The organism is Pandoraea sp. XY-2, assembly GCF_004193915.1.
Lineage (GTDB): Bacteria > Pseudomonadota > Gammaproteobacteria > Burkholderiales > Burkholderiaceae > Pandoraea > Pandoraea cepalis.
In genome coordinates this window covers 1,395,189-1,407,728 of sequence record NZ_CP030849.1, presented here as the reverse complement: position 1 = coordinate 1,407,728, position 12,540 = coordinate 1,395,189, and the positions used below count along the sequence as shown (strand labels likewise).

Annotated in this window: 9 protein-coding genes and 2 pseudogenes; 2 read left to right on the top strand and 9 right to left on the bottom strand. The window is 65.9% G+C overall.

Features of this window, described 5'->3' with window-relative positions:
* The first annotated feature begins 37 nt into the window (after positions 1-37).
* The gene (locus DRB87_RS06440; RefSeq protein ID WP_240756283.1) at positions 38-379 is read left to right on the top strand and encodes a helix-turn-helix domain-containing protein; all 342 of its coding nucleotides are present in this window, start codon (positions 38-40) and stop codon (positions 377-379) included.
* Positions 380-405: 26 nt separating this feature from the next.
* Here the strand turns inward: DRB87_RS06440 and DRB87_RS06435 are convergent, their stop codons facing one another.
* The 3 genes and pseudogenes from DRB87_RS06435 to DRB87_RS06425 form a co-directional block, all read right to left on the bottom strand.
* Positions 406-1,782 carry an MFS transporter gene (locus DRB87_RS06435; protein WP_130025288.1) on the bottom strand — a complete coding sequence of 459 codons (1,377 nt, stop codon included), beginning with the start codon at positions 1,780-1,782 and terminating at the stop codon, positions 406-408.
* 158 nt (positions 1,783-1,940) lie between these two features.
* On the bottom strand, positions 1,941-3,548 hold the full coding sequence (locus DRB87_RS06430; protein ID WP_130027763.1) for an AMP-binding protein: 1,608 nt from the start codon (positions 3,546-3,548) through the stop codon (positions 1,941-1,943).
* An 8-nt stretch (positions 3,549-3,556) separates the two neighbouring features.
* Positions 3,557-5,019 (bottom strand): annotated as a pseudogene (locus tag DRB87_RS06425) (aldehyde dehydrogenase family protein).
* A gap of 287 nt (positions 5,020-5,306) precedes the next feature.
* Here DRB87_RS06425 and DRB87_RS06420 point away from each other — a divergent pair.
* The gene (locus tag DRB87_RS06420; protein ID WP_017235448.1) at positions 5,307-6,071 is read left to right on the top strand and encodes an IclR family transcriptional regulator; all 765 of its coding nucleotides are present in this window, start codon (positions 5,307-5,309) and stop codon (positions 6,069-6,071) included.
* On the opposite strand, the gene DRB87_RS24145 is transcribed toward DRB87_RS06420, so the two are convergent.
* From DRB87_RS24145 to DRB87_RS06395, 6 genes and pseudogenes are all read right to left on the bottom strand, one after another.
* Positions 6,061-6,309, bottom strand: a complete 249-nt coding sequence (locus DRB87_RS24145; protein ID WP_370363630.1) for a nucleotide-binding domain containing protein — start codon at positions 6,307-6,309, stop codon at positions 6,061-6,063. The genes DRB87_RS06420 and DRB87_RS24145 overlap by 11 nt on opposite strands.
* A 425-nt stretch (positions 6,310-6,734) precedes the next feature.
* Positions 6,735-7,448: pseudogene (locus DRB87_RS24140) on the bottom strand (four-carbon acid sugar kinase family protein); the annotation flags it as partial.
* Positions 7,449-7,483: 35 nt separating this feature from the next.
* Positions 7,484-8,764 (bottom strand): ribulose-bisphosphate carboxylase large subunit family protein, encoded by a 1,281-nt coding sequence (locus DRB87_RS06410; RefSeq protein ID WP_130025286.1) that lies wholly within the window; start codon positions 8,762-8,764, stop codon positions 7,484-7,486.
* Positions 8,761-9,315, bottom strand: a complete 555-nt coding sequence (locus DRB87_RS06405; protein WP_026132269.1) for a VOC family protein — start codon at positions 9,313-9,315, stop codon at positions 8,761-8,763. The genes DRB87_RS06410 and DRB87_RS06405 overlap by 4 nt, the downstream gene beginning before the upstream one ends.
* Positions 9,316-9,478: 163 nt before the next feature.
* Entirely contained in the window at positions 9,479-11,398 is a 1,920-nt protein-coding gene (locus DRB87_RS06400) for a TRAP transporter large permease subunit (protein WP_130025285.1), read from the bottom strand.
* A 1-nt stretch (position 11,399) separates the two neighbouring features.
* Complete coding sequence (locus DRB87_RS06395) at positions 11,400-12,452, bottom strand: TRAP transporter substrate-binding protein (protein WP_130025283.1); 1,053 nt, start codon at positions 12,450-12,452, stop codon at positions 11,400-11,402.
* Positions 12,453-12,540 lie beyond the last annotated feature (88 nt).

Here is a 12,540-nt window from a genome sequence, read left to right as displayed (position 1 = left end):
CGCGCCGACCGGCACGCTCGACGACGCACGCGCGTTCATGGAATCTCATTTCAATGAAGCGCTCTCCGTACCGCAGTTGGCCGAGATGTGTGCGCTGTCGGTGTCGCGTTTCGCCACGGCATTTCGACAGCGATTCGGCGAGGCGCCCCATCGCTATCTGTGCAGCGTGCGCGTTGCTGCTGCGCAGCGACTCCTGCTCGCTGGGGTGCCGGGCTCCCACGTGGCCACCGATGTCGGGTTCTTCGACCAGAGTCATCTGGCACGCCATTTCAAGCGCCTGTGCGGCGAGACCCCGAGCGAGTTCGTTCAGCGGCATCGAACTCACGAGCGGCACCGCCCACGCGTGAGGTGGGCGGACACGTCCTTGCCTTTACGGTGAAGCCGGCGGCGCCGCCGCCGCCCCCCTTACCGGCGCCACCGCAACGGCCGGCGCAGCGGATGTCGCTGCGGTCCGACCCCGACCCAGGCCGGCGCGGCGTCAGCCGCTCCAGCGATCGCTTCGCGCTCCGCCGCTTCCTCATCCTTCTCGACGGTCTTGCTCGTGTCGATGAACAGTGCCGCAATCACGCCCACCCCGAGCAACGCGGCCGAGATCGCGAACGGCACGTTGTAGCTGCCGGTCGTCTCGATGAGGTACCCGAACGCCACCGGCGAAATCATGCCGGCAAGGCCGAAGCCGGTGTTCATCATCCCGCCCGCGGTGCCCGCATATTTGCCCGCAATGTCGAGCGGCAGCGTCCAGAGCACCGGGTTGGTGATTTCGAGGAAGAAGAACGATGCCGAGAGCAAAAACACCGCCACCATCGGATCGGACACCCGCGTCATCGGCAACAGGAACGCCAGCGAACCGCCCATGCCGACCACCATCACCGATACCCGCGCGAGGCGCAACCGGCCGGTCATCTTGTACAGCTTGTCCGAGACCACGCCACCGAGCGTGTCGCCAATGACGCCGGCGAGCAGCGGCAGCGACGTGAACAACGCGAGTTGCTTGAGATCGAAGCCCTGCGATTCGCGCAGATAGGAAGGCATCCACGTGAGGTACACCCACAGCAGCCAGCCATAGCAGAAGTCCACGAACGTCACCAGCCACATGCGACGCACGAGCTTGCGCCACGGCGTCGACGCACGTTTCGCCCGTTCGCAATCGCCCGCTCGGTAGCCGATCTCGGCCGTCTCCTCGGGCGTGATGCGACGATGTTGCTCCGGCGTGTTGGTAAACACCTTCATGTAGAGCATCGTCCAGACGAGGCTCACCACCCCGAGCACGATGAACGCCTCGCGCCAGCCGAACGCCACGACGATCGCCAGCACTACCGGCGGCGTGATGGCGCCTCCCAGGCGAGCAAAGCTGTGCGTGATGCCCTGCGCGAAGCCGCGTTCGCTGACCGGCATCCAGTACGTGAAGGCGCGCGTGGCCGTCGGAAACGCGCCGCCCTCGCCTACGCCCAGCACGAAGCGCAACGCCACCAGCGTCGCGATGCTGCCGGCAAACCCGGTAGCCAGCGTTGCGGCGCCCCAGATCAGCGAGAGCACCGTGAGCACCAGCTTCGGCCCGAAACGGTCAGCCAGCCACCCGCCAAAGATCTGCATCGCGGCATACGGATAGGCGAACGCTGAAAACACGAGTCCGAGTTGCACCGTCGTCAGCCCCATCTCCTGTCGGATGAACGGGCCGGCGACGGCGATGTTGACACGATCGATGTACGAGATGAAATACATCAGGCACATGACCGCCAGGATGATGTGGCGCGTCTTCACGCGACCGGTGCGCTTGTCCATGTTGTCTCCTATGTATTTACGTCACACGCGTCTTGCGCATGCGATCGTGTCCTGCAAAGTGAAGCGGGTTGCCCTCGCGGGCCGTGGGTCTTTCTTGAGTCTTGGGTCTTGGGTCTTGGGTCTTGGGTCTTGAGCTTGCGTCCTTGCGCTGCCGCGCGTTAGCTTTTCAGCAGCTTGAGGCGTTGCACCTTGCCCGACGGGCCACGAGGCAAATCCGTCACGAAACGAAATTCCTTTGGCGTCTTGTAGCGCCCCAGCGTTTGCAGGCAGTGTTCGCGAAGCGCCACCGCATCGGGCGGCGGGCAGTCGCTGCCGTTGGCGTCACTGCCCCGCTCGCGGACCACCACGAACGCCACGATGTCTTGTCCATACGCGGGATCCGGCACCCCTACCGCAGCCGCCTCCAGCACGCCCGGATGACGCATGAGGGCTTCGTCGATCTCGCGCGGCGCAATGTTTTCGCCGCCCTTGATGATCAACTCCTTGGCACGTCCGGTGATATAGAAATACCCGTCGCTGTCGCAGTAGCCAAGGTCGCCGGTACGCAGCCAACCATCGGCCGTGAAGGTGGCCGATGTCTCGTCCGGGCGCTTGTAGTAACCGCACATGACCTGTGCGCCGCGCAACACCAGTTCGCCGGTCTCGCCGGGGGCCGTCGGTGCGCCGTCGCGCCGGATCACCTTCGCTTCGCCGCCCGACGGCAAGCCGATGCTGCCCACGCGTCGGCGGGTCGCGTCGAGCGGATTGCTGAACACTGGGGCCGCCGTCTCGGTCATGCCCATCGTCTCGATGATGCCGATACCGAAGCGCGCCTCGAAGGCTCGATGGTGATCCGCCGGTAGCGCCGCCGAGGCGCTTCGGCAAAAGCGCAGCGCCGCCAGCGCGGTGCGGTCCGGCACCTCGCCTTCGAGCAGATAGGCCACGATGGTCGGCACCACGTTGATCCACGAGCATTGCGCGGCCGTCACGTCGCGCCAGAACGTGCGCGCCGAAAAGCGCGGCGCCATCGCGACCGAGCCGCCGTGAAACAACGGCGCGAGCAGTGTGACCACGAGTCCGTTGATGTGATAGAGCGGCAGCGACGCGAGCACACGGTCGTCCGGCGTCAGACAATGCTCCGCGCTGATGAACCCCGCGTTGGCCAGCAGGTTCCCGTGCGTGAGCATCACCCCTTTCGGCACGCCTGTCGTGCCCGACGTGTACATGAGCAACGCGACGCCGTGCATCTCCGACGGTACCGGCCCGGCAAGTTGCGTCAGCGGGGCAATCTCGGGCAACGTTGTCGCCTCGGGCGAAGTGCAGACGAGCGCCACGGGTCGCGTCATGCCTTGCGCGCGCAACGCGTCCACCGCTTGCGCGATGGCGGGCAGCATCGCCTCGGACACGAAGATCAGCCGTGTGTCCGAGTGCTCTACGATGTACTCCATCTGCGCAGGCTGGCACAGCAGGTTGATCGGGTTGACGATCAGGCCGCTGTACATCGCCGCGAGAATCAACCGTGCCGTCTGAAGGCCGTTGCCCATGCAGACCGACACGATGTCCCCCTGGCGCAGTCCGGCGGCGGCAAATCGTCGGGCGAGTTCGCGGCAATCGTCGCGCAAGCCGGTAAAGGTGAGCGTGACGGTGTCGTCGCCCGTCTCGCGGGTCGTCAGCAGGTAGGTCTTTTGGCCGAACGCGTCGGCTTGGGTGTCGATGAGCTCGCGCAGCGTGCGCGGCGTCCTCTGGGTTTCGTGGGCTGTGACGTCGGCGACCGACGCCAGATTCATGGGCGCGTTCATCGTCCGACCCTCCCGAAATAGTCGCCCAGCAGATCGTCGACGTCGGGCACGGCCGATGCGATGGGGAACGCCACGCGTGTCACGTTCAGGTACTGACGAAAGCCGAGGTTGTCGGTGAAATTGTTCTTCCCCCAGGTGCCGCAGCCCATCGACAACGAGAACGGCAGGCCGTTGTCGAAATTACCACCCGTTGCGAAGCAATGCGCCTGGTTGACGATCACGCGTGCGACCGGCAACGTCTCGGCCAACGTCACCGCCTGCGCCGGATCCGACCCATGCAGTCCGACGGAATGGCCCGCGCCCATGTAGGCGTAGATCCGCTCGACGAGCGATGCCGCCTCGGCAAAGTTCCCGGCACGATAGACCGTGAGTACCGGCGAGAGTTTTTCGCCCGAGAACGGATGATCGGCGCCCACGCCCGACTCCTCGACCATCAGGAACGCCGGTTGCTGTGCCGCCACGTCGTCGAGCCCGGCCAACTGCGCGATCGTTTGCGCCGCTTTCGCCGTACAGCCGCCCGCCAGCTTGCCATCCACCCACATGACGTCCTGAAGTGCGCGCTTCTGGCTGGCGCTCAGCAGCACGCCGCCGGCGGCACGCAGCGCGTCGATCATGGCGTCGTAGACCGGGCTTTCGATCACGACACTGTTCTCCGACGAACAACTCGTCGCGTTATCGAAGGTCTTGGAGCGCGCAATCTTGCCCGCCGCATCGGTCAAATCTGCGCTGGCCGTCACGATCGACGCCACGTTGCCCGCTCCGACGCCGAACGCCGGCGTGCCGCTCGTATAGGCCATGCGCACGTTCGCCTGCGAGCCGGTGGCGACGATCAGGTCCGCCTGACGCATCAGCGCCGCCGTGGCGGCCTTGGTGATCGGCGCAGGCAGCATCTGCACGAGGTCCGGCGACAACCCGGCCTTGGCGAGTTCCGCGTGAATGAATCCGAGCAATAACGCGCACGCCGAATGTCCCTTGGGCGACGGCGCGACGATCACCGCATTGCCACACTTGAGCGCGTTGACAATCTTGTTCGCGGGGTGGCCGCGGGGTTGGTGGATGGCGTGATGGCCGCGACGACGCCCACCGGACGCGCAATCTCTACGATGCCTTTCTCTGTGTCCCGCGCGATGACGCCATGCGTCTTGCGCCCGTGCAGATCGCGCAGCAGGCCGAGTGTCTTGCGGAAGTTCTTCTGGAACTTGTCGTCGACGTTGCCGAGTCCGGTGTCGCGCACCGCGAGTTCGGCCAGTTGGCGATTGCGCGACGGCTCCATGATCGCCCACGCCGCCGCGCTGGCCGCCATGTCGAGCGTGTGTTGCCCCGCGCTCGCGAAGTCGCGCTGCGCCGCTTGCGCGCGGGCGACGAGTGCCGCGACCTGAGCGTCGACGTCCTGCTGCGCAAGCGCGTCGGCGCGGGTGCCGGTTGGAGGAACGATGGCTCCGAAGGCCCGTGAATTCATGTGATGTCTCCTGATGCGCAAGGCGCCGGTTGTGGCTTGGGTTCGCGACTCCAATCTAGCCAACCGGGTGGTGTCGCAGGTCTCAAATTCCCGGACAAACCGGACACATTGGACAGGTGTATCGGTCGTCTCGATATTCGGGACCGGTGTGGTCCGCAAAAGCGATGAAAACGATGCAAAATCACGTTAAACAGCGAAGCCGGAATGTGGGAGTCGCAGGTGCGGCGAGTCGGAACCCGTCGCATCGGCAGACCGGGACTGCGCGAGGCATGGCATCAGGAGACAACATGACGGCATCGAATCAATCGAACGCAGCCGCGGTGCGGGCGTTCCGCGTGCTCGAGACCCTGGCGACGGCTGGCGGGCCGCTCTCGATGATGGATCTCGTCAACGCGCTGGATTTGCCGAAGCAGACGGTGCATCGCATCCTCACCCAGCTCAAGGACGCCTGGCTCATCACGCGCAGCGCCAACGACCGCCGCTACGAATGCTCGCCGCGCGTTCGTGCGCTGGCGATCAACGTGCTGATGCAGACCGGCGCCGCCGCCGCGCGGCACGGCTTGCTCGAGCAACTGGTCACGCGTATCGGCGAGACGTGCAACCTCACGATGCTCTCGGGCAACGACGTGATTTATGTGGATCGTGTGGAGACGGAATGGCCGCTGCGCATGCACCTGCAGCCGGGTTCGCACGTGCCGATGCACTGCTCGGCCAGCGGCAAGCTGCTACTGAGCTTCCTGCCGAAGGAACGGCGTGAACGGCTGATCGAAACCCTGCCGCTGCGCAAATTCTCGGAGCAGACGTTGACCGACCGCGGTGAATTTCGCACCGAACTCGAGCGCACGCGCCGGCGCAAGATGGGCATCAACAATCAGGAACACTTGCAGGGCTTGATTGCGATTGCGGTGCCGGTCATGCTCAACCGCAATCGCGCCTGCGCGGCCATTGCGGTGCAGGCCCCCATCGGGCGGCTGACGCTCGACGATCTCCTCGCCTTCGAGCCGGAGCTGAGATTCGCCGCCGAGGAGACGGCGAAAACCTTCAAGAACTGAGTGACTCGTTGCGTGACGATGTGCCACGCACCAGACGTTCGAACAGATCGACCCCGCCCATCTGCCCGCCTTTGAGCAGTATCTCCATGCCGTCGAGCGCTGGCGCATCGCTGCGAAGCCGGCACAAGGGCGCCCCCGGCGACACCATGCCCGCGTAAGCCAGCCCCCAGGCATCGAGCGCGCGCACGCCGTGGCTCGACGTGTCACCGCCGGCAATCGCCATGCGGGAGACGGGCACCTCGTCCAACACCTGCCTGAGCAGCCGCCCGCCCGCTTGCGCCAATGCCAGCGCAGGGACCGCCCGATTCTGCGTCGACGGTTGGGGGGTGATTCAGTCGATGCGTCGGCGAACGGCACGGTGCAGGCGAGCGTGTGGCGTCCGGCGCGAAGATGCGTGGCCAGTTGCGCGGCGGCCTCGCGGCAGTAGCGACCATCCGGCTCGATCAGTCGGGCGGCGTCGAGGCGCACGACCTCGAACGACACCGCGGCCGTCACCTGGGCCGCCGTCACCGGCGACAGGCTTCCCGCCAGCACCAGCACCGGACCCTTCGCCGGCGGGACATCGTCATTCACTGCCTCGCCGCTTCGCGACATCGCGCTTGCCAGCGCCTGCGTCACGCTGCTCGGCCCTACGGCCAGCAGCGGTGAGCGCCGCGCCGCGCCCCAGAGCTGCGCGCCGATCTGCGGCAAGTCGCCCTGCCGGGCCACGTCCCAGAGCACGTTGACCACACCCTCGGCCCGTAACGCGTCGACACGCGCCGACACGACATTCGTCGCAGCGGTCTCCCCAACGTCGTCCCCCGGCGGAGTGTCGTAGCATGTCCAAGGCACGAGACCGATATCGTTCAGGCCCTGCTGCGCCAGATGACGCCGCAGATCGGCTTCATGCATCGGCGTCACCGGATGACGGCTCATCGTCGGATGCCGGTCGATGCGTACGACTTCACCGCCCACGCCGGCCGCAGCGAAGAGATTGCCGAAAAGGCAGTAGCGGCCAAGATTGGGCTGGCCCCCGACGATCGCGACCCATGGGCTCGGCATCGACGACGACAACACACTCACGGCCTCGCCAATGCTTCCGACCTCCGGCGCGCTATCGAACGTCGAGCAGGTCTTGTAATGCAGCACCGTGGGTTGCAAGTGCCGGGCCAGCGCCGCAATCGGCGCCAGCTCTTCACGCATGCGGGCCGGCGCGAGCGAGCGCGACACGCCGGCGATTCCCAGGCAATCGAGTGGCCCGAGCGTCGTGAGACGCGCCGCATCCGGGGGCGCGAACAGCAGAATGCTGCGCAAGCCTGCGCGTGCCGCACTCGCCAGGGTATCCGTCGCACCGGTGAAGTCATCGCCGTAATAAAGCAGTTGGGGACGATGTGTCATATCCGCCGGAGATTCGATAGGCATGGCAGCACCGGTCAATGGCCAAAGAATCGCAACGCGGCCGCCAACGCGGGCGCATCGCGAGACGCCTCTTCGAGCGACTGGCCGGCACGCACCGCCGCCCAAGCGTCGCGCAGACTCCGCACGCCCGCCGCCGGGCCATCGGGATGCGCCAGAATGCCGCCGCCCGCCATGAAGAGCAGATCGTCGCGGCCGACGGCGCGCCAGGTCGCCGGCACCGTGCCGGCCCATTGCCCCGACGAGAACGCCGGCATCACCTGGTCTCGCCCGATGTCCTGCTCGGCAGCATCGACGGCCAGCGGCGCATAGCAGTCGTGCGCCGACTCGATCACCTCCTCGTCGGCCTGCGCGAACTTGCCTTGCAGGCCATGCACATGCATGTGATCGACACCGGCCAGTCGCCAGAGGGTTTGATAGGCCTGAAAGCCCATGCCCAGCATCGGATCGCGCGACATCGCACCGTAGCCGTTCCGATGCGCGTGGATTGCCAGATCGGTGTGACGGCGCAGCGTCTGCACGGCAGAGAATCCGCACCAGTTCAGGCTCACCATGACGCAATTGCCGCCTTCGCGCGTCACGAGATCGGCATGACGTCGCATCGCATCCGTTTCGTCGGTGATATTGAAGGCCACCATCACCTGCTTGCCGGTGCGCGCCCGATGCTCGCGTACGGCAGCCATCACCGCGGGCACCCGCTGCGCGAGCGGCGCGTGCACGGGGTTGGCACACACTTCGTCATCCTTGATGAAGTCCACGCCCGCCGCGCACAGTCGCGCGACCAGCGCCGCCGTTTCCGCGGCGCTCATGCCGACATTCGGCTTGAGGATCGTGCCGACCAGCGCGCCTTCGCGCACGCCCGTCGCCTCGCGCGTGCCTGCGATGCCATAGCGCGGAAAGTCGAACTGCTGTCGGTAGCTCGCCGGCAACGCAATGCGCTCCAGCCGCATGCCCGTCACTTCGCCAAGGTCATACAGATTGCCCGCAAGCGTGGCGGCGAGCGTTGGCAGATTGACGCCGACGTTGTCATACGGAAACGCTATCCGAACACGGGCCCGATGCCACGGGCCACGGATGCCCTTGCGCTCGAGAAAGGCGTTCGGCAACGACGGCTGCGCAACGTCGCCCACGAGGTCGACCGCTTCGACCACGGCGCGCGCGCGCTCACGCAGCGCATCCGTCTCTCCCGCCACGCGGGTAAATGTGCCGCAGGACTGCTCGCCGGCCATGACTTCGGCGACCTTGCGCGGATCGAGCGGCGTCTCGATCAGATAGGTGGCAGACAGGGTCGCGCTCATAGCGTCGTGAGGTCCGGAAAGGCGCGCACGGGATCGGTGCCGTCCCAGGCGGCCGCAGCCTCGCGAATCATCGTGAAGAGCTTGCCCTTCGGGCCGGCGACTTCGGACAGCTCGATCGTCGTCCCGGGATGACAGCCGGGGTCGGCGCTGCGGTCCTCGAAATAAACGAAGCGGCCGTTCTCGCCGACTTCACCGCTCATGCAGACTTCGAACCCGGCGTCGCGCGCGCGCGCCAGATCGGCGTCGAAGTCCTCGGTCCAGTACGCCACGTGCTGCGCCCCGCTGCGCCCGGCATTGAGGAAGTCGCGGTACATCGACGGCACGTCGTTGCGGATCTGCAGCAATTCGATCTGCAACCCGCCCGCGTTCGCCAGCGCCACGGCGTTGTGCGGTTCGAAGCGCTCGCCGCGGTAGGTGTAGTTGCGGATCGGCACCTTGGGGTTGTAGTACCACGGCCCGACACCGAGTACGTTCGACCAATAGGTCATTGCCGCCTCGATGTCCGGCACAAGGTATGCCACCTGGCGAATCTCGCCGAAGAATCTGCTCATGGTCTTCTCTGTAATCGTCTTTTGCGTAAGGTCCGGATGGGCGGCGCCACGCGAGGCGCATCGACCGCGCCCGCCGCCATCCTTGAATGTGGTGATGCATACCACTGCATGGTTCACTTGCCGCGCCGTGGTGTCGTCGGTGTCGTCGGTGTCGGCGGCTTCGTCAATGAAGGAAGCCGATCGAGATCCAGGGAATTGCCGCCACGCAGATCAAACCGACGATGAGCGCCGCGAGATAGCCCCAGATCGCCCGCATGCCTTTCGCGGGGTCGACCTTGCCGATGGCACAGGCGGCGTAATACCCCACGCCGAACGGCGGTGCGAACAGCCCCAGCCCCATCGAGAGCACCACGATCATCGCGTAATGCACCTCGTGCACGCCAACCGCGCGGGCGATCGGAAACATCAGCGGTCCGAACAGCACGATGGCCGGAATGCCCTCGAGCACGCTGCCCAGCACGATGAAGGCGACGATGGACACCACGATGAAGCCCGCACTTCCACCGGGCACGCGTTCCATCGCGGCCGCGAAGTCCTGCGCGAAGCCCGATTGCGTGAGTCCCCACGCCATGCCGGTCGCCGCACCAATGATGAAGATGATCGCGCCCGACAAGGCTGCCGTCTCGATCAGCATCGGCAGCAGCCGCCGCGTGTCGAACCTGCGATAGAGCAGCAAGCCCGCCACGACCGAATATGCGATGCCGATGGTCGATACCTCGGTGGCCGTCGCAATGCCCTCGACGACCGCCGCACGAATCACGAACGGCAGCGCCACCGCCGGCAATGCGTACACGAAGGCGCGCCACACATCGCCCTTCTTCGCCTTCTCCACACCGGACAGATCCTCGTGGCGATAACGCCACCACACCACGCTGCACAGCGCAATGCCGAGCACCACGCCGGGCAGCAAGCCCCCGGTGAACAGCGCCGAAATCGACACCCCCGTCACCGACCCGATGGTGATCAGCACGATCGAGGGCGGAATGGTCTCGGTCTGTGCGCCCGTCGTCGAGAGTAACGCCACGAGATCGCCGGGATCCGCCCCGCGCTTCTTCATCTCGGGGAACAGCACGGGCGCGATGGCCGCCATATCGGCCGCCTTGGAGCCGGAGATACCCGACACCAGGTACATCCCGCCGATGAGCACATAGCTCAGGCCGCCACGCACATGACCGAGCAGGCTCGCGAGAAACTGCACCATCGCCCGCGCCATGCCCGTCATCTCGATCAGCAACCCGAGGAAGACGAACAGCGGCACCGCCAGCAGGATCAGGTGCGACATGCCTTCGTCCATCCGGCCGACGAGCACGACCATCGGCGTGTGCGTCGTCAGCGCGAGAAAGCCGAAGGTCGCCAGGGCGAACGAGAACGCGATCGGCACGCCCGCGAACACGCACGCCCCGACGACACCCGCGAAGAAGATGACCAGATTCCAGCGCCCGAGCGGCGCCAGCACCGGTCCGAGCAGCCAGAAGCCGACGCACACCACGCCCACCAGCGCTACGGCCTGGATCACCCGCGCGGCGGGCGCGGTGCGCAGCAGCCGCAATACGCTCACCACGAGCATCAAGGCCACGCCAACCGGCAACGCCGCCGCGCGCCAGACGTTGCTGATCTCCATCGCGGGCGTGATCACGAACGCCTCCTCCGACGCGTACTCGTACGCCGGATGCACGATGAGCAGCAGGAACGCGAGCGCGGCGGCGATCGCCAACACGTCGAGGAATGCCCGTGTCGACGGCGATGCCTTGCCGACGAACGCCGTCATGCGCATATGCTCGCCGCGCCGCAACGCGACCACGGCGCCGAGCATCGACATCCAGAGAAACAGGATGCCGGCGAGTTCGTCGCCCCAGACCAGCGGGGCATGGAACACATAGCGGGCGATGACCCCGGCGAGCATCACGAGGATGTCCGCGAGCACGAGCAGCGCCGCGGGAATCTCCGTGAGCCAACCGATGGCGCGATCGAGGCTGCCGACGAACGCCCGCCAGCCATGCAACGGCAGGTCGGCGGCACCGCTCGCCGGCAGCGAGTCCCCGGCGGGCGCGCCGTGCGGGGAATGCGCAGGACGGGGAGTCATCTCAGGCCACCTTGCCGGCCGTCGCTTCGAGAAGCGCCCACGCTTCCGGGCCGAATTTCTTCTTCCACTCGGTGTAGTAGCCCGACTTCTGCAACTGGGCGCGGAACGTCTCCGGCGCAGCGGCATTGAACGCGAGCCCCTTGCTCGAGAGCGCGTTCTGCAGGCCCGTGTTGAGCTTGTAGACGTCTTCGCGCTGCTGGATCGCGGCCTCGTTGAAGGCCCGCGCGGCAATGACCTTGAGGTCGTCCGGCAGCGCGCGCCACGAACGGCCATTCACGACAAGGTGATAGCCGTCCCAGCTATGGTTCGTGACCGAGCAGAACTTCTGCACTTCGTAGAGTTTCGCCGTCTCCACGATGGCGAGCGGGTTCTCCTGCGCGTCGACAACATGCGTCTGCAGTGCTGAGTAGACCTCGCTGAACTGAAGGCTCGTCGGCGACGCCTGCAGCGACTTGAACAGCGAAATGCCCATCGGGCTCACCGGCACGCGAATCTTCATGCCGGCAAGATCGGTCGCCTTCGTGATGGGCTTGTTGCCGCTGGTGATCTGGCGGAAGCCGTTGTCCCACATCTTCTCGAAGGTGTAGAGCCCCGTCTTCGCGAAGGTCTCGCGAATGCTGTTGCCGAGCTTGCCGTCGACCGCGTGCCACACCTGGTCGTAGTTGGAGAACGCAAAGCCGACCGCCGTAATGGCACTGATCGGCGCGAGCGTCGCAATCACCATCGTGCCGGCGTTGAAAATGTCAATACCGCCATTGCGCACTTGCGCGAGCATGTCGGTGTCGCCGCCGAGCTGATTGTTCGGGAAGATGCGCAGTTCCATGCGCCCCTTGCTCTCCGAAGCGATGCGCGCCGCGACCTCCTGTGCCCGCACGTTCAGCGGGTGGCTGACCGGCAGATTGTTGCCGTACTTGAACACGTATGCCGGCGCCGCGGCACGCGCCATGCGCGGCAGCGCGCCCGTCACACCGGCAACGCCCGCGACACCCAGTGCGGGCAAGGCGGAAAGCGCGCGCAGAATGTTGCGTCGGCCCTGAGAAGTTGAGTCGGTCATGCGCATGTCTCCTGATTTATGGTTTTTTACACAAGCGTCGGCGCGGCGTTAAGCGCGACGGCGCGAAATGCCGACACCCCGTTCGCCG